This window comes from Azoarcus indigens (genome assembly GCF_004361735.1).
GTDB lineage: Bacteria > Pseudomonadota > Gammaproteobacteria > Burkholderiales > Rhodocyclaceae > Azoarcus > Azoarcus indigens.
This window is the reverse complement of the sequence record NZ_SNVV01000001.1, coordinates 559,846-580,386: the sequence shown is the minus strand read 5'-3', so window position 1 is coordinate 580,386 and position 20,541 is coordinate 559,846. Positions and strand designations below refer to the sequence as shown.

23 protein-coding genes are annotated in these 20,541 nt (G+C 68.9%); 11 read left to right on the top strand and 12 right to left on the bottom strand.

Annotated elements, in window-relative coordinates; genetic code table 11:
* Nucleotides 1-116 precede the first annotated feature (116 nt).
* From C7389_RS02750 to C7389_RS02730, 5 genes are all read left to right on the top strand, one after another.
* A complete protein-coding gene (locus C7389_RS02750; protein WP_211168530.1) occupies nucleotides 117-662 on the top strand; it encodes a TRAP transporter small permease in 546 nt (181 codons plus the stop codon).
* Nucleotides 659-1,984, top strand: a complete 1,326-nt coding sequence (locus C7389_RS02745) for a TRAP transporter large permease (RefSeq protein WP_133588083.1) — start codon at nucleotides 659-661, stop codon at nucleotides 1,982-1,984. The genes C7389_RS02750 and C7389_RS02745 overlap by 4 nt, the downstream gene beginning before the upstream one ends.
* 33 nt (nucleotides 1,985-2,017) lie before the next feature.
* A complete protein-coding gene (locus C7389_RS02740) occupies nucleotides 2,018-3,073 on the top strand; it encodes a TRAP transporter substrate-binding protein (RefSeq protein WP_133588081.1) in 1,056 nt (351 codons plus the stop codon).
* Between the two features lie 122 nt (nucleotides 3,074-3,195).
* Nucleotides 3,196-3,618, top strand: a complete 423-nt coding sequence (locus C7389_RS02735; protein ID WP_133588079.1) for an acyl-CoA thioesterase — start codon at nucleotides 3,196-3,198, stop codon at nucleotides 3,616-3,618.
* A 10-nt stretch (nucleotides 3,619-3,628) separates the two neighbouring features.
* Nucleotides 3,629-4,861 (top strand): alpha-hydroxy acid oxidase, encoded by a 1,233-nt coding sequence (locus C7389_RS02730; RefSeq protein WP_133588078.1) that lies wholly within the window; start codon nucleotides 3,629-3,631, stop codon nucleotides 4,859-4,861.
* Nucleotides 4,862-4,957: 96 nt separating this feature from the next.
* Here C7389_RS02730 and C7389_RS02725 read toward each other — a convergent pair whose 3' ends face one another.
* Nucleotides 4,958-5,326, bottom strand: a complete 369-nt coding sequence (locus C7389_RS02725) for an H-NS histone family protein (RefSeq protein WP_133588076.1) — start codon at nucleotides 5,324-5,326, stop codon at nucleotides 4,958-4,960.
* A 155-nt stretch (nucleotides 5,327-5,481) separates the two neighbouring features.
* A complete protein-coding gene (locus C7389_RS02720; RefSeq protein WP_133588074.1) occupies nucleotides 5,482-5,739 on the bottom strand; it encodes a hypothetical protein in 258 nt (85 codons plus the stop codon).
* 112 nt (nucleotides 5,740-5,851) lie between these two features.
* Here C7389_RS02720 and C7389_RS02715 point away from each other — a divergent pair, with 112 nt between their 5' ends.
* A complete protein-coding gene (locus tag C7389_RS02715) occupies nucleotides 5,852-6,856 on the top strand; it encodes a nucleoid-associated protein (protein WP_133588072.1) in 1,005 nt (334 codons plus the stop codon).
* A gap of 19 nt (nucleotides 6,857-6,875) precedes the next feature.
* On the opposite strand, the gene C7389_RS02710 is transcribed toward C7389_RS02715, so the two are convergent.
* On the bottom strand, nucleotides 6,876-7,469 hold the full coding sequence (locus C7389_RS02710) for a TetR/AcrR family transcriptional regulator (RefSeq protein ID WP_133588070.1): 594 nt from the start codon (nucleotides 7,467-7,469) through the stop codon (nucleotides 6,876-6,878).
* A gap of 132 nt (nucleotides 7,470-7,601) precedes the next feature.
* Here C7389_RS02710 and C7389_RS02705 point away from each other — a divergent pair, with 132 nt between their 5' ends.
* Nucleotides 7,602-8,105 (top strand): MaoC family dehydratase, encoded by a 504-nt coding sequence (locus C7389_RS02705; RefSeq protein WP_133588069.1) that lies wholly within the window; start codon nucleotides 7,602-7,604, stop codon nucleotides 8,103-8,105.
* Between the two features lie 18 nt (nucleotides 8,106-8,123).
* On the opposite strand, the gene C7389_RS02700 is transcribed toward C7389_RS02705, so the two are convergent.
* The 4 genes from C7389_RS02700 to C7389_RS02685 all read right to left on the bottom strand — a co-directional run bounded on the left by C7389_RS02700 (nucleotide 8,124) and on the right by C7389_RS02685 (nucleotide 11,334).
* Nucleotides 8,124-8,639 (bottom strand): hypothetical protein, encoded by a 516-nt coding sequence (locus C7389_RS02700; RefSeq protein WP_133588067.1) that lies wholly within the window; start codon nucleotides 8,637-8,639, stop codon nucleotides 8,124-8,126.
* A gap of 176 nt (nucleotides 8,640-8,815) precedes the next feature.
* Nucleotides 8,816-9,568: a glucose 1-dehydrogenase gene (locus C7389_RS02695; protein ID WP_133588065.1), complete on the bottom strand. Its 753-nt coding sequence runs from the start codon at nucleotides 9,566-9,568 to the stop codon at nucleotides 8,816-8,818.
* Nucleotides 9,569-9,770: 202 nt separating this feature from the next.
* On the bottom strand, nucleotides 9,771-10,949 hold the full coding sequence (locus C7389_RS02690; RefSeq protein WP_133588063.1) for a radical SAM/SPASM domain-containing protein: 1,179 nt from the start codon (nucleotides 10,947-10,949) through the stop codon (nucleotides 9,771-9,773).
* Nucleotides 10,950-10,953: 4 nt separating this feature from the next.
* Nucleotides 10,954-11,334 (bottom strand): hypothetical protein, encoded by a 381-nt coding sequence (locus tag C7389_RS02685; protein WP_133588061.1) that lies wholly within the window; start codon nucleotides 11,332-11,334, stop codon nucleotides 10,954-10,956.
* A gap of 369 nt (nucleotides 11,335-11,703) precedes the next feature.
* On the opposite strand from C7389_RS02685, the gene C7389_RS02680 reads away from it, so the two are divergent.
* Together C7389_RS02680 and C7389_RS02675 are read left to right on the top strand one after the other, a co-directional pair.
* Nucleotides 11,704-12,399 carry a DNA alkylation repair protein gene (locus C7389_RS02680; protein ID WP_133588059.1) on the top strand — a complete coding sequence of 232 codons (696 nt, stop codon included), beginning with the start codon at nucleotides 11,704-11,706 and terminating at the stop codon, nucleotides 12,397-12,399.
* Between the two features lie 168 nt (nucleotides 12,400-12,567).
* A complete protein-coding gene (locus C7389_RS02675) occupies nucleotides 12,568-13,698 on the top strand; it encodes an alpha/beta fold hydrolase (protein ID WP_133588057.1) in 1,131 nt (376 codons plus the stop codon).
* Between the two features lie 306 nt (nucleotides 13,699-14,004).
* Here the strand turns inward: C7389_RS02675 and C7389_RS02670 are convergent, their stop codons facing one another.
* Nucleotides 14,005-14,421 carry a nuclear transport factor 2 family protein gene (locus tag C7389_RS02670; protein ID WP_133588055.1) on the bottom strand — a complete coding sequence of 139 codons (417 nt, stop codon included), beginning with the start codon at nucleotides 14,419-14,421 and terminating at the stop codon, nucleotides 14,005-14,007.
* A gap of 61 nt (nucleotides 14,422-14,482) precedes the next feature.
* Nucleotides 14,483-15,466, bottom strand: a complete 984-nt coding sequence (locus tag C7389_RS02665) for a helix-turn-helix transcriptional regulator (RefSeq protein ID WP_133588053.1) — start codon at nucleotides 15,464-15,466, stop codon at nucleotides 14,483-14,485.
* A gap of 322 nt (nucleotides 15,467-15,788) precedes the next feature.
* Between C7389_RS02665 and C7389_RS02660 the strand changes: the two genes are divergently transcribed.
* Entirely contained in the window at nucleotides 15,789-16,970 is a 1,182-nt protein-coding gene (locus C7389_RS02660; RefSeq protein WP_211168160.1) for a thiolase family protein, read from the top strand.
* Nucleotides 16,971-17,403: 433 nt separating this feature from the next.
* Here C7389_RS02660 and C7389_RS02655 read toward each other — a convergent pair whose 3' ends face one another.
* Nucleotides 17,404-18,021 carry a DUF4142 domain-containing protein gene (locus C7389_RS02655; RefSeq protein ID WP_133588049.1) on the bottom strand — a complete coding sequence of 206 codons (618 nt, stop codon included), beginning with the start codon at nucleotides 18,019-18,021 and terminating at the stop codon, nucleotides 17,404-17,406.
* A 229-nt stretch (nucleotides 18,022-18,250) separates the two neighbouring features.
* On the opposite strand from C7389_RS02655, the gene C7389_RS02650 reads away from it, so the two are divergent.
* Nucleotides 18,251-18,514: a hypothetical protein gene (locus C7389_RS02650; protein ID WP_133588047.1), complete on the top strand. Its 264-nt coding sequence runs from the start codon at nucleotides 18,251-18,253 to the stop codon at nucleotides 18,512-18,514.
* Between the two features lie 53 nt (nucleotides 18,515-18,567).
* Here the strand turns inward: C7389_RS02650 and C7389_RS02645 are convergent, their stop codons facing one another.
* Entirely contained in the window at nucleotides 18,568-19,830 is a 1,263-nt protein-coding gene (locus tag C7389_RS02645) for a polysaccharide pyruvyl transferase family protein (protein WP_133588045.1), read from the bottom strand.
* 150 nt (nucleotides 19,831-19,980) lie between these two features.
* Entirely contained in the window at nucleotides 19,981-20,484 is a 504-nt protein-coding gene (locus tag C7389_RS02640) for a DUF4124 domain-containing protein (protein WP_133588042.1), read from the bottom strand.
* Nucleotides 20,485-20,541 lie beyond the last annotated feature (57 nt).

Sequence of the window (20,541 nt, the reverse complement as noted above, 5' to 3'; positions counted from 1 at the left end):
CGGCTGCATGCGGCTCAACCGAAGCCGGCAGGCCGCCACGAACACGGAACATGCCCCGATAAGGCTCCGGGGGCGCCAAGCGGTCATAACCACAAGGCGGAGCCAGGAGGAGACACGTGCAGGAACTGCAAGCATTGGAGGCCGGCCCAGAGGCCGGCTCGGAGGCGTTCGGCCCGCTGGGGCGGATGCTGTTGGGAGCGGCGAAGGCGATGGCGGTGATAGGCGGCCTGATCTTCACCGGGCTGGTAGTGATGTCGCTGGTCTCCATCGTCGGCCGCAAGCTGTTCAGCTGGGCGGTGCCGGGCGACATGGAGGTGCTGCAGATGTGCGCCGCCTTCGCCGCCGCCTCTTTCTTCGCCTACTGCCACCTGATCCACGGCGATGTGAAGGTGGATTTCTTCACCGCCCACATGGCGCGGCGCAAGGTGCTGGCGCTGGACGCCGTCGGCTCGTTGCTGATCGCGGGGTTCGGCGCGCTGCTCACCTGGCGCACCTGGGTGGGGGCGATGTCCATCCGCGAGGTGGGCGAAACCTCGCCCATTCTTGGCTGGCCGGTCTGGGTGGCGCAGGCGCTGATGGTGCCCGGCTTCATCCTGCTGACGGCCGCCGGCCTTTACATGGCCTGCCACCACCTCGCGGCGATGCGGGAGGGCCGGCAATGAGCGGATTCACCGTAGGCCTGCTGATGTTCGCCATCCTGATGGCGCTGCTGGTGGTGCGGGTACCCATCGGCATCGCCATGTTCATGGTGGGCGCCGGCGGCTACGTCTATCTCACCGACAGCACGCTGCCGCTGCTCAATTCGCTGAAGAACCTGGCGTACGCGCGGCTTTCGAATTACGACATCATCGTCATCCCGCTTTTCCTGCTGATGGGGCAGTTCGCCACCCACGGCGGCCTGTCCAAGGCCTTGTTCCGCTTCGTCGCCGCCTTCATGGGTCACAAGCGCGGCGGCATGGCCATCGCCTCCATCGGCGCCTGTGCCGGCTTCGGCGCCATCTGCGGTTCCTCCCTGGCCACCGCCGCCACCATGGGCCAGGTGGCGCTGCCGGAACTGCGCCGCTTCGGCTACTCCGGTGCGCTGTCCACCGGCGCGCTGGCGGCCGGCGGCACGCTGGGCATCATGATTCCGCCTTCGGTGCCGCTGGTGATCTACGCCATCCTCACCCAGGAGTCCATCGGCGATCTCTTCATGGCGGCGGTGCTGCCGGGCGTGATCGCGATGGTGGGCTACATGGCGGTGATCGCCATCATCGTCCGCATCAACCCGGCCGCCGGCCCGGCCGGCCCGCGGGAGGACTGGGCGGAGCGGCTGCGCTGCCTGCTGCGGGTGCTGCCGGTGCTGCTGGTGTTCGTGGTGGTCATCGTCGGCATCTACGGCGGCTGGGCCAACCCGACCGAGGCCGCCGCCATCGGCGCCGCCGCCTGCGGCCTGCTGGCGGTGATCAGCGGCGGCATGCGCCTGCGCGGCATCATGGAAAGCATGATGGGCACCGCCCACGCCACCGCCATGATCTTCCTGGTGCTGCTGGGCGCGGACATGCTCAACACCGCGCTGGCGCTGTCGCAGCTGCCGGCCGATCTCGCCAACACGGTGAAGGAGAGCGGCCTGTCGCCCATGCTGGTGATGGTCATGATCCTGGTGACCTATATCTTCCTCGGCTGCGTCATGGACTCGCTGGCGATGATCCTGCTCACCATCCCCATCTTCTACCCGATGGTGATGGGGCTGGACTTCTACGGCATGTCGCACACCGACAAGTCGATCTGGTTCGGCATCCTGGCGCTGATGGTGGTGGAGATCGGCTTGGTGCATCCGCCGGTGGGCATGAATGTGTACATCATCAACCGCCTCGCCAAGGACGTGCCGCTGAAGGAGACCTTCAAGGGCGTGATGCCCTTCCTGGCCTCGGATCTGCTGCGCATCGTGCTGCTGCTGCTGATGCCCGGCATTTCGCTGTACCTGGTTCATGCATTCAAGTGACACCCGCAGCACATAACAAAGGAGGAGTGAGACATGGAAAAGATCGATAGCAAGACCGCCATCCGCCGGCCGCGCCTGGCGACCCTGGCCGCCGCGGCGGCGCTGGTGCTGGCCGCCGGCGGCGCCCAGGCGCAGCAGGTGGTGCTGAAGGTGCATCACTTCCTGAGCCCGGCGTCCAACGCCCACCAGAACCTGATCACGCCCTGGTGCGAGAAGATCGCCAAGGAGTCCGGCGACCGCCTCAAATGCCAGATCTATCCCTCGATGCAGCTGGGCGGCACGCCGGCACAGCTATTCGACCAGGCGCGCGACGGCGTGGCCGACATCATCTGGACGGTGCCCACCTACCAGGCCGGCCGCTTCATCAAGTCCGAAGTGTTCGAGCTGCCCTTCATGACCCTGGGCGGCGAGGCCAGCAGCCCGGCGCTGTGGGAGTACATCCAGAAGAACGCGCTGGACGAGTTCAAGGGCACCAAGCTGATCTTCGCCCATGTGCACGATGGCGCGGTGATCCATCTCGGCAGCAAGCAGGTGAAGACCCTGGACGACATGAAGGGCCTGAAGCTGCGCGCGCCCACCCGCATCGCCTCCAAGATGATCACCTCGCTGGGTGCCATCCCGGTGCAGATGCCGGCGCCGGCGGTGCCGGAATCCATCGCCAAGGGCGTGGTGGACGGCGCCATGATCCCGTGGGAAGTGGCGACGCCGCTGAAGCTGCAGGAAATCACCAAGGTGCACGTGGAGACGCCGGCGGGCGAGGCCAAGATGTCCAACACCATCTTCGTCATGGCCATGAACCAGGCGAAGTACGACAGCCTGCCGGCCGACCTGAAGAAGGTCATCGACGCCAACAGCGGCCTGGAAGCCTCGCGCTTCGCCGGCAAGGTGTTCGACATGCCGGCCGACGGCGCGCGCAAGATCGCCCGCGATCGCGGCAACACCTTCGTCACCCTCAGCGCCGCCGAGTACGAGCGCTGGGTGAAGGCCTCCGCCGGCGTGGCCGAGGAATGGGTGAAGGAAGCCAGCGCCAAGGGCGCCAATGGCCAGGGCCTGCTGGACGAAGCCCGCACCCTGCTGAAGGCACGCTGAGCCGTCGCCGGCCCGGCCGCCGCAGGGCGGCCGGGCCCCAGGGCGGCTGCGTCGCCCCGTCGGCGAGCCGCGCTCCGCCGGCTCCCGCGGCGCCCTCTTTCAATCCTTTTCCGCCGCGAACGATGAACGATACCCAGCACTACGCCACCGAGGTCGAGTTCGGCGACTGCGATCCCGCCGGCATCGTCTATTTCCCCAACTACTTCCGCTGGATGGATGCCGCTTCCCGACACTACTTCCGCGCCTACGGCCTGCCGGAGTGGCGCGAGCTGACGCCGCACAACGGCATCATCGGCACGCCGCTGGTGGACACCCAGGCGCGTTTCCTGCGCCCGGCGCGCTACGGCCAGCGCATCGAAGTACGCAGCCGCATCAGCGAATGGCGGCAGAAGAGCTTCGTCATGACGCACAGCGTGCACCGCGGTGACGAACTGCTGCTGGAATGCACCGAGGTGAGGGTGTTCGCCACCCGCCACCCCGAAGACCCGGAGCGCATCAAGGCGGTGGCGCTGCCGGAGGCGCTGCGCGCCTTGCTGCCAGCCTGAGGAGAAACCCATGCTCGCCTGCCTGGACGACCTGCGCGACCGCGCCCGCAGCCACCTGCCGCGCTTCGTGTTCGACTACCTGGAAGGTGGCGCCGAGGACGAAAGCGGCCTGCGCCGCAACCTCCACGCGCTGGAGCACACCTTGCTGCTGCCGCGCGCGCTGCGCGACACCGGCCGGGTGGAAAGCGCCGTCGAAGTCTTCGGCGAGCGCTGGGCCCGGCCCTATGCGGTTGCGCCCACCGGCTTCAACGCCCTCTACCGCCCGGGCGGCGACGCCATGCTGGCCCGCGCCGCCGGCCGTGCCGGCGTGCCCTTCTGCCTGTCCACCGCCTCCAACATGCGGCTGGAAGCGGTGCGGCAGCAGGCCGATGCCAGCCTGTGGCTGCAGCTCTATGTGATGTCCGACCGCGGCATCGCCGAACACATGCTGGCGCGCGCCCGCGCCGCCGGCTACAAGGTGCTGGTGCTGACGGTGGATGTGGCGGTGAGCGGCCGCCGCCCGCGCGATCTGCGCAATGGTTTCCGCGTGCCCTTCAAGCCCTCGCTGCGGCTGGCTGCCGACCTCTGCCGTCATCCGGCCTGGAGCCTGCGCCAGCTGTTTGCGCCCATGCCGGATTTCGCCAACCTGGCGGCTGAGCAGGGCGCCCGGCTCTCCACCCAGGCGCAGGCGGCGCTGCTCGCCCGCGCCATGGACCGCAGCTTGGCCTGGCAGGACTTCGCCTGGCTGCGCCGGCATTGGGCGGGGCCGCTGGTGGTGAAGGGCCTGCTGCATCCGGAAGATGCCCGCCAGGCGGTCGCGGCAGGGGCGGATGGCGTCATCGTTTCCAACCACGGTGGCCGTCAGCTCGCCGCCGCCCCGGCCGCCATCAGCCAGCTGCCGGCGGTGCTGGAGGCGGTGGCGGCGCGGGTGCCGGTGTTCGTGGATGGCGGCTTCCGCAGCGGCGCCGACATCGCCAAGGCCCTGGCCCTGGGCGCCACCGCCGTCTTCCTCGGCCGCCCCTTCCTCTATGGCCTGGCCGCCGCAGGCGAAGCGGGGGTGGATGCGGTGTTCGATTTCCTCGCCCAGGATCTGGAGCGCGCCATGATCCTCTGCGGCGCCCGCTCCCCGGACGAACTGCGCGGCCTCGCCGGCCTGCCGCCGGCATCCACCGGCTTTCCCGGCGGCGCCTGCGTGCCGCCCGCGCCGATGGCGCCGCCGGCCGCCACCCAGCCCTTGCTCAGGGAGCGCGTCCGCAGCGCCTGAGCCCTTTCCCTCCGGCGGGCAACTCTCCTCACTTCTCTGCGCCCGCCGGCTTTGAGAACCCGCCGACTTCGATGTCGGCGGGTTCCTTTTCCGTGTTCAGCGCATGCGCGGCAGCCTGGGTGCTAGCTTCTCGGCGGCAATGGCAAGGGCGTCCATGGTGCCGCCGTTGGCGAGGTAGGCCGTGACCCAGTGAGGTGTGCGGCCGCGGCCGCTCCAGGCGAGGTCGCGGTTGCTCGGATGGCGGTACTTGGCGGCGACCGGCGCCCGTTGTACCGGCGGCCTGGCATCGACAATATCCCCGGTGCCGGCCACCAGTTCCTCCAGCGACAGCCCGTGCTCGCGGGCGAGCTTGTCCAGGCGTTTGCGCATCGTGCCCTTGAGGTCGGCCTGCTGGCGGGCGATGGCCTTGTCGATGCGGACTTGCAGTTGCTTGAGCTGGGGCAGGGTATAGGTCGAAAGGTCCATGGTCGTCTTGCCGACGTTATCGTTGGGCAGGCAGCGTGGGGCGCGAGTGCGTATATGAAAAGCACGGGATATCTGCGTCGGATGATGCCATGCCGGATATTTTCCGGGCTAGGCCTTTCGTATTATTAAAGAACTAGATCACGCGGCGCTGCGTCCTAGCGCCAATGCCACTGGCCGGCGCCGACCACGAGGAAGAGCTGGTCGCCCTCGGCGGTGGTGGAGAGCAGTTCCAGTTCTCCGCCGTCCAGCAGCCGGCCGGTGGTGCCGGCGGCGCTGAGGATGCGCGGGGCGCGGGCGGGATCTGCCGGCACCAGCAGGCGCGGGCAATGGCGGCGCAGGATGTGCAGCCAGGCTTGCAGGGCGGTGGGCGGCAGTTCCACCAGCTCCAGGTCTATCGGGTGGGCGGGGGCCATTGGAGGCGTCCTTTTCTCTTGGGTATGTGTATGAATATACAGTCTCGCCGTGTCGGCTTGAAGGGGGCGGCGTGAGACAATCGCCGCCCTTTGTCTTTTCCGGGTTGCACGCATGTCCGAGGTTCAGCACACCATTACCGATCTGGTCGTCCACAAGCTGGTGAAGGGGCCGGAAGGGCCGGCGGGCATCGAGCTGCGCAGCACCGCCTGCGCGCTGGACAACGCCGCGGTGCGGCTGGTGGAGCAGCTGTGCAGCCAGTACGCGAACAGGGCGGGCAAGGGGTACGGCCACTTCGAGGCCGACATCGCCACCTTCCCGATGGTGGAGCTGGTGCGCGACTACGTGGTCGAGCGCAAGACGGACTTCATCAGCCTGTCGAAGCAGATGATGGAGCTGCTGCAAGCCTGCGCCGACGATGAGCTGGACAGCGGCGGCCATGTGGTGATCAGCCGCATCAAGGAGGGCGACACCGACTGCCTGTGGGTGGCGCTGGTGGGCGAGAAGGTGGGCAGCGCGGTCAATGGCAGCCTGGACATCTTCGACTGCAGCTACCTGGACCTGAACGAGCTGCGCGCCGCCGGGCGCATCGACCTCAGCGGCTGGCAGCGCGGCGACGAGCGCTACATCAGCTTCCTCAAGGGCCGCGGCGACGTCGCCGGCTGGTTCAAGCGCTTCATCGGCTGCAGCGACGTGGTGATCGCGCTGAAGGAAACCAAGAAGCTGGTGCAGACGCTGACCCACTTCGCCGACACCCAGCACCTGGAGCCGCAGGCGCGGGACGCGCTGATGCAGCGTGCCCACGTCTATCTGGACGAACTGGGCGAGAGCGGCGCGCCGCTGGCGATAGACGAGGTGGCGAAGGAAGTGTGGCCGGATCAGCCGGAGCAACTGAGCAGGGCGCTGACCGCGGAGGACGTGAAGCTGGCGAGCGGCTTCGTGCCCGACCGCCGCGCCATCCGCCCGCTGGTGCGCTTCAAGGCCAGCGCCGAGGAGTGGAAGCTGGAGTTCGACCGCGCCAGCCTGCGCTCCGGCGCCGTGCAGTACGACCGCGAGGCCGGCACGCTGGTGCTGTCCAACCTGCCGGATTACCTGAAGCAGATGTTGATGGAGGAGTGAGGTGCCTGCCCGGGCCGGGTCAGCGGGCCTCGCCGCACCCGGCGAGCAGGGTGGCGCGCGCGGCGGCCAGCAGCCGTCCGGATTCCGCCTCGTCCGGCAGGGCCCGCGCCAGCATCAGGGCGCCCACCATCGTCGATAGCGTGGTCTGCGCCCGGGCCTCGCGGCTGGCCGCGTCTTCGCCGGGGGCCACCTCCCGCAGCAGCGCCAGCAGGCTTTGCAGATTGGCACCCAGCGCCTGGCGCAGCTCGGGCTCCTGACGCGGCGCTTCCACTGCCAGCGTGGTGAACATGCAGCCCTGGCCAGGGTTGTCGCGGTGTGCAGGGGAGAGATAGGCGCTGATCAGCGCGGCGTAAGGGTCTTCTCCCCGGCTGCGGGCACCGTCGATGATGCGCCGCCAGCGCCGTACCGACTGCTGGCCGGCGCGCTCGCAGGCTTCCGCCGCCAGCGCCGCCTTGGAGGCGAAACTGCCGTAGAAGCCGCCGTGGGTGAGGCCGGCCTCCTTCATCAGGCTGGCGACGCCGATGCCGTCTATGCCCTTCTCGCGGAACAGCCGCGAGGCCACGTCCAGAACCCGCTCGCGGTTCTCGGCGGCGCGTTCCCTGCTCACTTTCATGTTCTTGCTCCTGGCCGCCAGTCCTGGCGGCATTGCTTGACATCATACATTACGCTCGTAATCTATGAGCTCCAACCCCGAGGGTCGCGCGAGTGCGCGGCCAAGACCGCCCGACGAGGCAGGAGGAGCAGCATGACTCAAGAGAGCGCTCAGCACACCGCGCAGCAGACCCGCTTCGACCGCAGCAAGCCCTACTACCTGGATGACATCCAGGTGGGCATGCGCTTCACCAGCGCCTCCCACGCGCTGGAGGAAAGTCAGATCAAGGCTTTTGCAGGCGAGTTCGATCCCCAGCCCTTCCACCTGGACGATGAAGCGGCGCGCGGCACCCTGTTCGGCGGGCTCGCCGCCAGCGGCTGGCATACCGCGGCGCTGACCATGCGGCTGCTGGTGGAGGGCGGCGCACCGATTGCCGGCGGCATCATAGGCGCCGGCGGCGAAGTCAGCTGGCCGCGGCCTACCCGGCCGGGCGATGTGCTGACGGTGGTCAGCGAGGTGCTGGAGGTGACGCCTTCGCGTTCCAAGCCGGACCGCGGCATCGTCACCCTGCGCAGCGAAACCCGTAACCAGCACGGCGACGTGCTGCAGGTGCTCACTTCCCGTTTGGTGGTGCCGCGCCGGCAGGCGGCAGGCTGAAGCGTTTGTTGCCCCGTCTCAGCGCCTGCCGCGCCACCCCCGGGCGCCGCAGGCGCCGAGGCCGAACAGCAGCAGGGTGAGGGGGGAGGGCGCCGGCAAGGTGTGCGTCCGCAAGCCGCCGGGCCAGGGCGCGCTGGCGCCGAAGGCCAGCATGAAGCGGGTATCCGGCCCCAGCCTGCTGCCCAGGCCGCCGACGTCGCCGATGTCGGGGCTTTCATTGCCGCGCGGGGCGGCCAGCGGGGGAGGCAGTGCGGGCGGCAGTGTGAGCTGCAGGAAAGCGGTGGCGGCGAAGGCGGGCAGGCGCTCGTTGCCGGCATCCTGGGCCGGGCCGCCCGGCGGCGCGGCCGCCACCAGTGCATGCCGGGGCGTCTGCCCGGGCGGCAGCGGCGCCACCGTGAGGAGAGGGTGTTCCAGTTGCAGCAGGGCGCGCGCGGCTGGGGCCGTCTTCCACTCCAGCGGTGCCGCCGCGGCCGGCGCCGCAGGAAGGGCGCCGGCCAGCGTGGCCAGCAATGCAAGCTCAAGTTTCTGCCTCATTGCCTCCGCTCTCTCCATTGGTGCTGGTTTTTTTGCCCAACAAGCAATGAATATGCCAAAGAAGTAGAGGCGCATTCCCCTTGGTTTGCCGGGCAAGGGCCAGGCGCTGGCCGCGGACGGTTGTAAATTCCGCCGACGCTGGACCCGCTCCGGCGTGGCGCCGGCGCCCGTCCGGCTCAGACGATGCCGCCGTTGGCCCGCAGCGTCTGGCCGTTGATCCAGCCGGCGGCCGGGCTGGCGAGGAAGGCGACCGCGGCGGCGATGTCTTCCGGCGTGCCCAGGCGCTCCAGCGGCGCCATCTTCGCCAGGCGTTCCACCATCTCCGGCGTCTTGCCGTCGAGGAAAAGCGCAGTGGCGGTCGGCCCGGGGGCGATGGCGTTGATGCGGATCTCCCTGCCGCGCAGTTCCTTGGCCATGATGTTGGTGATGGTCTCGATGGCGCTCTTGGTCGCCGCGTACAGCGCATAGCCCGGCAGCGCGAGGCCGATCACGCTGGTGGAGAAGTTGATGATGCGGCCGCCCTGTTGCAGCCGGGTCGCCGCCTCCCGCAGGGTGTTGAAGCTGCCCTTCACGTTCACCGCGAATAGGCGGTCGAAGGTGGCGTCGTCGGTGTCGCCGAGGTGGGGCAGGTTGGCGGGCATGATGCCGGCGTTGTTCACCAGCACGTCGATGCGGCCATAGTGTTGTTCAGCGGTGTCGAACAAGCGCTTTGCCGCCGCAGGGTCGGACACGTCGGCCTGCACCGCAATGGCCTGGCCGCCTGCTGCAGCGATGGACTGCACCACCGCGTCCGCCTCGGCCGCCCTGCCGGCGTAATTGACCACCACCGCATAACCGTTTTCGGCCAGCTGGCGAGCGATGGCGGCGCCTATGCCGCGGGAGGCGCCGGTGACGATGGCGACCTGGGTGGGGTGCTTTGCTGTGTTCATGCCTTTCTCCGCTTCCGTTCGCTAGGGAAAGACCCGCCGGGCGGGTCCATGAAGCGGATTATTCTGTTGGCAGCGGGCTGGATAAATCCCGTCTTCTGATTTGACTATCCAGCGGCAGCCAACAATGAGGTGCCGCCCCCGCTGCGCGCAGATCGGCAGCCGAGGGCGGCGGATGGTTCCGGCGGGCTGACCGCTTTCTTCTTCAGGCTTGCCGCACCGGGATGCCGGCCAGGCTGCCGCCCAGGCGCTGCGGTGCCGGCGGCCGCGCCACCCTGGGCGGCCCGGCAGGCGCGTCCTCCAGCAGGTGCTCCGGGATGTAGCCGGCGTCGTAGAAGTGCTGGCACAGGGCGTAGGGCGCGAGAAAGTCCTCCTGTTCGCGGAAGGCCGAGAGCCGGCAGGCGCCGCCGCACACGCCGTTGAAGGGGCAGCGGCCACAGATGCCGTGCAGATCGGCGGTGCGCAGCGAGCGGGTGTAGCGGAACAGCGGCGACTCCCGCCAGATGTCGCGGAAGCGCCGCTGGCGCACGTTGCCGGCCACCAGCGCCGGCTCGTCGCTGGCGACGCCGCAGATGGAGACATCGCCGTTCGCCAGCACGCCGCAGAAGTTCTCCGCCCAGCCGCAGGCCACGCCGCGGCCGGGGATGATCTCGTCCAGGTACTGCAGCAGCGGCGGCAGGTTCACGAAGATGTTGAGGCCGGCGCGCTTGCGCAGCACATGGCAGTACTCCCGCAACTGCATGATTTCTTCCGTGACCAGTGCGCGCTCCTCCAGGTGCTCGCCGCGGCCGTTGGGGTGCAGCAGGGAGAGGCGCATGGTGCAGCCGAAATCGCGGGCGATGCGAGTCAGCGCCGTCACCTCCTTCAGGTTGGCGCTGAAGATGGTGGCGTTGATGTCGAACTTCAGCCCCGCCGCATGCAGCCGCCGCAGCCCGGCCCGGGTACGGGCATGGGCGCCGCGCTGGCCGCGCAGGGCGTCGTGCACCGCCGGGCCGCCATCCATCGAGATGGAAAGGCTGAGCTTGGGCAGAGTGGCGAGAAAAGCCACCGCGCCGGCGCTGAACAGGGTGCCGTTGCTGGCGAGGGAGACTTCCATGCCGTGGGCGGCGAAGGTGCTCGCCACCTCCCGCCAGTCGTTGCGCGCCAGCGGCTCGCCGCCGGAGAGGATGACGCGGCGGGCGCCCAGCGCGGCGGCATCCTCAGCCACTTCGCGCACGGTTTCCAGCGGCAGGTTCTCGGTGCGGCCGCGTACCGCCTTGTCGTAGCAGAAGGTACAGCCGAGGTTGCAGCTCTTGGTGGCGTTGAAGTGCAGGGTATCCAGCCGCGGCGCCGTCGACGGCGCCTCGCCTGGCATCTGGCGTAGTGGGGCGGGGGCGACGTCCATGGCTTCAGCCCACCTTGACGGCGCCGAGCAGGCGGGCGGCAACGGCGTCTATCAGTTCATCGCTGATGTCGGCCGGGTTGATCACGCTGTCCAGCGGGCTGGCATCCTTGCCGGCGCCACAGGCTACGCACCAGGCCTGGGTGCCGAGGTCCTTGAGGCCTTCGACGAACTCCTTCAGCGCGCGGGCTTCGAGGATGGGCGCCGCCTGCTTCTGCACCCAGTCCAGCTTGTCGGTCAGTTCTATGCCCTTGCCGGCGCCACAGGCCACGCACCATTCCTGGTTGGCGCCGGGGTTTCGCAGCCGCGAGATGGCGTCGCGCAGGGCGGCGCGGTCCACCGAAACCTGGAGGTCGCGGGAAAGCAGCAGGGATTTGGAGTCGGACATGGCATTCTCCTTGGGCGGTTGAAAGGCCGCCGCGACCGGGGCGGCCGTGACGGTGCTCGGAGCCTAGGAAGCGGGTAGCCCTGCTTCAAGGAGGGAAATACGACAATGCCGCCCCGGGGCTGGGTGGGCGGCCAGACGGGGAGGTGGCGGCGCTTTCGGCGGAAAGCGTTAAACGGGGTGGGGCGGGGTTTCCACTGCCCGATGGTGTGAGGCGCCGGCGGGGCGGGTTCACGCGCCGGCGGCTTCCATCCGGCATGCACATCGGAGACCATCGGATGGACTAAGACTTTGGCGGCGGGGCGGCGCATGCCCGTGCTGGGCAAATCCACGGTGTGATTACCTTACCGCCGCAGGCGGACGGGAGGCTGAATGCATCCTTACCAGGCACAACTGGAGGCCGTGCAACAGGCGCTGAAGGGCGAGGCCGATTCCATGCGGGCCGCGGCCATGCGGGCCTACATGCGCGGACGCTTCCCCTTCCTCGGCGTCCCCACGCCGCTGCGCCGCACCGCCACCGCCGCCTTCTGCCGCCAGCCACTGGACGCGGAGGTGTTGTTGGGCATGGCCGAGGCGCTGTGGGCGCTGCCGGAGCGGGAATACCAGTATGTGGCGGTGGACCTGCTCGGCCGCCAATGGAAAACGCTGGGGCCGGCGCATGTGGAGGCGCTGCTCGCCCTCGCCAGCCGTGGCGCCTGGTGGGACACGGTGGACAGTCTCGCCGGCGTGATTGGCGATCTGCTCCGGCGGGCACGGCGTCGGGATGGCGCGGAGGACGTCCAGCGGTGCATGGATTGCGCGCTGCAGCATGAGGACCCGTGGCGCCGCCGGGTGGCGATGATCCATCAGCTAGGCTGGCGGGCGGAGACCGATAGCGATCGCCTGTTCCGCTATGCGCTGGCGCTTTCCGGCGAGCCCGACTTCTTCATCCGCAAGGCCATAGGTTGGGCGCTGCGCGACTATGCGCGCCACGATCCCGCGGCGGTGCTGGCTTTCCTGCAGGGCGAGGGCGGGCGGTTGTCGCCACTGAGCCGGCGGGAGGCCGGCCGGCATCTGCGGCGGAGTTGAGGTGCGGCCTGCCCGCGGCCCCAGCCGCAAGGCAAGCGGAGCGGCCGCGCAGGAGTTGCCTGAATTAATCTCAGTCGTAGCCGGAGAATTTATAGTTTGCTGCATTGCAGCATCGCGTCTAGAGTGCGAGCAAACATAAAAGGCCTCCCCCGGCCCCCGGAGAGAATCATGGACTATCGCTTCGCCTCGTTGTCGCCCGACGACGAAGCCGCTCTCGCCCTGCACCTGCTCGGCCTGGATGGCGAAGATCGCGCCCTGCGCTTCGGCGCCAGCACGCCGGACCGCACCCTGCTGGCCTACGCCCGCAGCCTCAACTACAACCGCGACGTCGCCGAAGGCGCCTGGGATGGCGGCAAGCTCATCGGCTTCGCCCATCTCGCGGTAATGCAGGAAGACGGCTACGCGGTGGGCGAACTGGGCCTGTCCATCACCTCCGGTTACCGCGGCCAGCGCATCGCCAGCCGGTTGATACAACGCGCCATCCTGCGTGCCCGCCGCTTCGGCCTTACCCGCATGTACGTGCATTACATGCGCCGCAACCTGGCAATGACCCGCCTGGTGCGCCGCTTCGGCCTGGCCACCAGCTACCACGGCGACGAGGCGCTGGCCTGCCTGCAGGTGCTGCCGCGCGAGAAGAGCGTGTATAGCGAGGTGCACCGCGGCGGTCCGGACGGCCGCCTGGAGATCTTCAAGAACTTGCCGCGGGGGCGGCCCAAGGGCCATGTGCTGCTGGTGCATGGCGCTGGCGGCGACGGCTGGCAGTGGCGTGCGGCGATGGCGGACATTTCCCGCGAAGGCTACGCGGCGCATGCGCTCTCCCTCAGCGGCCATGGCCGCAGCGAGGCGGCGCAACCGACTTTCGCCCGCCTGTTCGAGGATGTGCGCAGCGTGCTCGCTGGCCTGCCGGAGAACACCCGCCTGGTCGGCCATTCCCTCGGCGGCTACCTGGTGCAGCGCGAACTGGAGCACTCCGAACGGCCGGCGGCGGTGCTGCTGGCGCCGGTGCCGCCCGACGTGCCGCGCGATCAGGAACTGGCCTCGCTGTTGTCCGGGCTGGCCGGCGAACGCACCCGCGAAGTCGCTGCGAACGTGCTGCGGGATGCGGAGACGGTGAAGGTGGAGCAGGTGCGCACCCCGGTGGCGCTGATCAGCGGCGACCGCGACCGGGTGATGCCGGTGCCCTGGATGCGCTCCACCGCCGCCCGCTACCGCGCCCCGTGGACCCGGCTGCAGGCCGGCCACAACCTGCCGGTGGCGCAGGCGATCTCCGAGCCGCTGCGGGCCGGGCTGCGTTTGTAATCAAGGGGGCGCCTGGCCGGCTGGGCGAAGTATTGACCTGGCCTCGGGGGGCAAGGCGAGGAGAAGGCAACGGCATGCTGGCGCAGCGCCGCCAGCGTGCTTGTTGCCTGGGTAGGGCGGGCGTTCAAGCGCTGCAGCCTCCTCTCCCCGGCCCTTCCCACGGGGAGAGCGGAGCCAGCGGGGGCCGGGGTTTGGGGTGGATTTCCGCGCGGGGGAAGTGCCCGGAAGGGATGAGGCTGAGTGATCAGCCTGCCGCATTGCGAGCCGTTGTGCCGGCCCGGCGGAAACTTGTTCCTGCCCTTGCCTTCAGCCATTCCTCGCCAGCCTGACCTCCAGCCGCTGTATGCGCCCCCGCTGCAGGCTGAACTCATAGCGCAGGGCGGCCGGGCTGCCAGGGAAGGTGCCGGAGACTTCGCCGGTGACGGCTACGCCGCCGCTGCCTTGCTCCACTGCCCGGATTTCCACCACTGGCTGGTATCTGGCGCCGCATTCATCGCGCCAGATGCGGATCGCCTCCAGCCCGCGGTACTCATAGGCCTCATCCACGACCACCGCGGTTTCGGCGAAGCAGTTTTCCAGGCCGGCGGAGGTCTGGGCGTTGGCGGCGGCGAAGTAGCCGCGTACGGCGGCTGGCAGCGCCGGAGAGGAGGTGTCCGGCGTGGGATGCGCCGTAGGCGGCTTGGGTTGGGCGAGCGGAGCGAGCGGGATGCGGGGGGAAGACATGGTGGCCTCGAAGTCCGTTGGCTGGGCCGCCACTCTGCTGCCGCCTGCTGACAGCCCTATGTCAGGAGGCGGCGGGGCCGGTGGCGGGCGCGGCGGCGTGATGCCGGGCCGCGGTTCGCGCAAGGGCCACCAGGCAGTCACGCAGCGCTGCCGGCTCGAGCACCTGAACTTCGGTGCCGAAGCCGATCAGCCAACTGGCGAGGGTGTGCAGGTCGAACGAGGCCAGCGCCAGCGTCACCTGCCCGCCGTCGTCCGGGGTGGGCTCGACGTCCCGCACGCCCTGCCACCACTCCCGCCGCGCCCTGTCCGCCGCCAGCGGCGTGAAGCGCACCCGCGCCCACTCGCGCGCCGGCGGCAGGATGATGTCGATGAAGTCGGCGGCGGACAGGGGGCCGGCCGTGCCGGCGCGAGGCGTGAAAACCTCGTCCCGCAACTCGGTGGCCTCCATGCGGTCGCTGCGGAAATCCCGCCAATCGCCGCGCAGGCGGCACCAGGCGAGCAGGTGCCAGCGGCCGAGGTAATGCACCAGCGCGTGCGCTTCCACTTCTCTTTCGGTGGCGATGGTCTGGGTCGCGCCGCGGTAGCGGAAGCGCAGCACCCTGCACGCCGCCAGCGCCTGCTGCAACAGGTCCAGCGGTGCCTGCGAGGGCGGCTCCACCTGGGTGGCGGTGCCCAGCCCGCGCTCCAGGCGGTCGATGCGGTTCAGCTGCGCCGCCGGCAGGATGGCGCGCACCTTGGCCAGTGCCGAGGCCATGCGCGCATCCAGCGAGGCATCGGTCAGATGGCGCACCAGCAGGCCGCCGGTGAGCAGGGCGGCGGCTTCTTCCTCGGTGAAATTCACCGGTGGCAGGTGGTAACCCTTCACCAGCCGGTAGCCGATCCCGGCTTCGGCGGAGATGGGCACGCCGGCCTCGCCCAGGGCGGCGAGGTCGCGGTAGATGGTGCGCACGCTGAGGCCGAAGTGGCTGGCCATTTCCTCCGCGGTGACCACCCGGCGACCTTGCAGGAAAAGGATGAGGGCGAGCAGGCGGTCGGTGCGGTTCATCGGCGTGGGGCAGGGGAGGGGCTGCCACTGTAGCCGACTCCGGGAAGCAGCTCCATGCATCCGCTGGCATTGGCGATGGGGCGGGGATCGAGGCGTGCCGCGGTGCCGTCGAGCGCCGATCCCGGCGCTTCCAGGCTGCGCCCTGCGGCCCCGACGGAAGCGTCGCGCTTGACTTGTTAGATTACGGTCATCATCATGAAAAATGATGGTCGTAATTTAATCTGCCATCCCGGCGGACGGTGCGGCGGCCGCGCCTCCACTTCCCGCCGCGGCACGGCTCGGGTCGCCGCGCCTGCCGTCACATACCTGAAGGACGATGGACATGGAGAAGGAAATCGTGATCTGCGCCCCGGCGCGCACCGCCATCGGCAGCTTTGGCGGCAGCCTCAAGGACACGCCGGCCGCCGCGCTGGGCGGCCATGCCATTGCCGCCAGCCTGGGCCGGACCGGCCTGGCGCCGGAGCAGGTGGATGGGGTGGTGATGGGCAATGTGATCCAGGCCGGCAGCGGCATGAACGTGGCACGGCAGGCTGCCATTGCCGGCGGCTTGCCGGTCGAGGTGCCCGCGCTGACGGTGAACCGGGTGTGCGGCTCGGGCGCGCAGGCGGTGGTTTCCGCCTATGCCGAGATCGCCGCTGGCCTGGCGGAAATCGTGGTGGCTGGCGGCATGGAGAACATGGATCGCGCGCCCTACCTGCTGTCGGCGATGCGCTTTGGCGCCCGCATGGGGAATGCGGAGGTGGTGGATGCGATGCTGCGCGACGGTCTCAACGACGCCTTCTCTGGCCGCCATTCCGGCTGGCACACGGAGGACCTCGCCAGCCGCTACGCGCTCAGCCGCGCCGCGCAGGACGCCTACGCCGCCCGCAGTCAGCAGCGTTTCGCCGCGGCACAGGCGGCCGGCGCCTTCGCCGCCGAGATCGCGCCGCTGGAACTGAGCGGCAAGCGCGGCACGGTGAGCTTTGCTACCGACGAAGGCAACCGGCCGGACACCACGGTGGAGACCCTGGCGCGGCTCAAGCCCGCCTTCCGCCCGGAGGGCAGCATCACCGCCGGCAATGCGCCGGGGGTGAACGCCGCGGGCGCGGCGATGCTGGTGTGCAGCCGGGCGGCGGCCGAGGCGCGAGGCCTGGAGCCCTGGCTGGCGATACGCGGCATGGCGGTGGCCGGGGTGGAGCCGGCCTTTTTCGGCCTGGGGCCGGTGCCGGCGATACGGCAGGCCCTGCAGCGCGCCGGCTGGCAGGCGGATGCGGTGGACCGTTACGAGATCAATGAAGCCTTCGCCGCCATCGTCCTGGCGGTGCAGGCGGAGCTGGGGTTGGACGAGGCGCGGCTGAACGTGGATGGCGGCGCCATTGCCCACGGCCATCCGATAGGCGCCACCGGCGCGGTGCTCATCGTCAAGGCGGCGCACGCCTTGCGCCGTACCGGCGAGCGTCGGGCGGTGGTATCGCTGTGCATAGGCGGCGGCCAGGGCATCGCGCTGTGCCTGGAACGGTTGTGAGTGCCGTCGGGGGGCGGCGGCGAGCGCTGGGCGAGCAGCCGAGGAAGGTCGCGATGGGCTGTCCGGTTGGGGCAAAGGCGTGGTCCGAGGAGCAAACCGCATACGGGGCGCAGGGGCGACATTGGCTCTCAAACCAACGACAAAGAGAGGAGGCTGCGATGTTGACCACGAAGGCAAGGACTTCCGCGCAATCCGGCGCCCCATCGCCGATGCCTTCCAGCCGGAGGCCTGTAGCAGCAAGGCGCCGACTGCGGACGAGCGCTGGTAAATGCCCTTCACCAACGCGGTGTAATCGGGGCCCTGCGAATGCCGCCGTCGGAGAGCAAGTGGTGCGACATCCTGATGGGCCTCGGTGGATACCTGGTTCCGCTGACAGGGCGGGGCCCGCGGCGGACGTGCTCCGGCCGCTGTGGGCCGAAGCACGCCTGAGGGGTTACTTGGTGTCCACCTTGCCATGCAATGCCTGGGCATCCTGCAGGTGATGCTCCAGCGTCGGCAGATGCTTGGCGGCAAAGGCGCGAACCTCCTGGTCCTGCGCCTCCTGCGAGGCCCGCCGGAATAGTTCCACCGTGTTCTCATGTGCGGCCACGCCGATGCGGGAGGCGTACATTTTGTCGAAGGTGTCGCCGCTGAGGGCGCGCAGCGCAGTGAGTTCAGTCTTCTGGGTGAGGGAGGGACCATCGGGCAGTTTGAAGCCCTTCCTGGCCGCCAGTGTGCTGAGCTCCTCGGCCACCTTGGTGTGGTCCTGGATCATCTTGCGGGCGAAGGCCTTAACCTCCGGGCTGGCGGCTTTCTGTTCAGCCAGCTTGCTGCCCTCTATCTCGGTGTGGCCGGCATGGGCGGCGTCTTCGAGAAAGCTGCGGTCTGCCCTCGGCAGTTCGCTGTCGGCACGGGGCTGTGTGGTCGGGCCGGGGGTGACGCCCGGCGTCGTGGTGGGGGTGCGCGGTGTTGTCTGGGGATTCGCCGGCTGCGTGTCGGCTGCGGTGGCGCCGCTCGCCAGCAGCAGGGCGCAGGCGGCGGCGAGGCTGGTCTTGACGAGGTGTCGGGTCATATTCTCCTCCGTGGGGTAATGGCAAAGCGCCCGGGTTCGGGCACCCGTTTCTTCCGGCAAGCGGTGTGCCCGGCGGCGTTGGACTCCGTTCCGCCACTTTCCCGCGCGCGGACCGGAGGTGCGCTTCTGCGTTAAATCAAGGCTGGAAGGATTTGTTCATCCATACAGTTCCCAGCACGGGGAGCGGGGGGGTAGATTGCCCCCCGTAACTGTCCGGAAGAGGTAGAGAGTGCCTACACAGACCGAGGCGCGGCTCGCCGCGCTGGAGGCGCGTATCGAGTGCCTGAACCTGCTTGTCGTCTCCCTCATGAGTGCAAACCAGAACCAAGCATCCCTGCGCTTCGCGATAGAGCGGGCCCTCCGCCTGCACGATGCCAACGCCATCTACCAGATGCGGCTGAGCGATGAGCAGATCGACCGCGTCGGGGTAATGCTTCAGGACTATATCGGCACCTTGGTGCCCGAACGGGAAGCGGCGGCGCCGGTGGGATGAACCGGAACCGCCGCGCTCGGTCTCGCAGCCCGCACGGGGGCTGGCTCCCTGCCTTACTGGATGGACGCTGCGTCCGGGGTGGGTTGGGCAGGAATGCTCCCGGGAATGTCGAAGCCGCCAAAGTTGGAGCGGGAAAGGCTGAGCACTTTCGGCAATGTTCTGGCGATGTGTTCCCGAAGTTCTCCCGCGCGTTCCAACTGGCCGAGGACGAGTTCGGCGATCTGCCGCGGGTGGGCGGCCAGTTCGGCCGGGCTTCTTAACAGGGTGTCGGTGTTGAGTTCCAGCAACTGCAGCAGGCCCTCGAATTTACCCTGGTAGGTAAAACCGAATACCGGTGTGCCGCTGCCCAGCGCCAGGATGATGGCGTGCAGGCGGCCGCTGGCGAGCAGGTCCACATTCGCCAGCACGGACTTGATTGCGCCGGGGCTGGCCGGCGGCATCATGCGGATGCGGCCGTGTAGCTCGTCCGGCAGCCCGGCTGCTGCCTTGGCCAGCAGGGCTTCGTCCGGTTCGTCGCTGCGGGTGTCGTGCGGCACGAGTACGATGGAGAGCTTCTCTTCCAGCAGGCGGCGCAGGAATCCAGTGAGGGCGCCGCGCAGCGCCGGCAGCTTCGCGGCATGCAGGTAGTTGGCATTGACCGCCAGGATGCGATCACCGGCGGCCCGCCGGGCGGAGATCCAGTCCCGCGTCGCGGCGGCGGCGGGATGGTCACGGCGTGGTTCGAGGAGGAAGGCGAGGTCGGCGGTCTGCAGGATGGGGCGCTCCAACTGGGAGGCCAGCCGCCCGTGCGACACCGGATCGCGGGCGCAGATGGCGATCTGCTCCGGCAGGGTGCGGAGCTTGGCGCGGGTGCTTTCTTCCGGCGCCTCGTTGTAGCTGGAGCCGAGCACCGTGCAGTGGATGCCGAGGCGGTTGGCCTCTTCCAGCAGCGACAGGCGACGCCGGACCGAGCCAGGGTTGTAGGCGCCGTCGATCACGTCCGCGCCGATGAAGAACATGTGCGAATAGGCCGGGAGGCGATTGATGAGCCGCGCCAGCTGCCAGTTGGAGGCGTGGTAGAAGTAGCGCTCCGCGGCGACGAAGTCGTCTATCGGCACATCCAGCGGCCATTCCGAGCCGAAGAACAAATCCACCTTCTTGAAACCCACGCTGCGCAGGTAATCGGCGCTGGCCGAAATCATGGCAGCGTCCCCCAGGCTGCCGGGAATGGCGGGAGGAATGATGGCCGCCCGGAGGCTGCCCCTACTGCGGTTGCCGCTGGAAGCCTGCCAGCGCGCGAGGCGCACGGCGCCTTCGCCTATTCGTCGCATCAACATCAGGTGCACCTCTTAGTGAAAGAATCGGAATGTCCCAACCATTTCTGCCGGCAGGCTTGAAAGGTCCCTGCTCGCATAAATGCTAGTGTCGTTCATGTATTTTTGCTGCGGCAGCGGATTGACGGCGCGGATTCCGCCAGCATCGTGGTTTCAGCGGGCGAAGCATTCGCTGAAATGCCTGTCGCGCAGCTTGCGCGCCTTGTCCCTGTCTTTCTCCCCCCGCAGGCTGCCGCTCCGGCGGTTGCCGCTGCGTTCCAGCTGTTCCGCTTCGGCGAGGTAATTCCTGCAGCGCTCGGCGGCGAGCTGTTCGTTCTTGCGGCGCTGGCCGTGCTGTTCGCGGGCAAGCTCGGCGCTGGCCTCCCGTTCGGCTTCGATGCGGCGCAGGCGTGCGTTGTCCTGGCGGCTGCGTTCCTCATTCAGCCGGCGTTCGGCATCGGAGGGCTGGCGGGTGTCCAGCTCCAGCGGTTGGCCATGCTGCTGGCAGGGCACGGACTGGTAGCTGGTGGCGCCGGTGGGGTCGGTGCAGCGGTAGACCTGGGCCTGGGACGGGCCAGGAAAGTGCAGGCCCAGCAACAGCACGCAGGAGAGGCCGTGGCGGAGGAACGACCGGGCGGGACCGGGCTGGCCGGAGCAGGGGGAGGCGTTTGCGGACATGATCGGCCTGGGCGAAGGAAGCGGCCGATTCTCGCATTGAATAAAGTACGTTGGAAT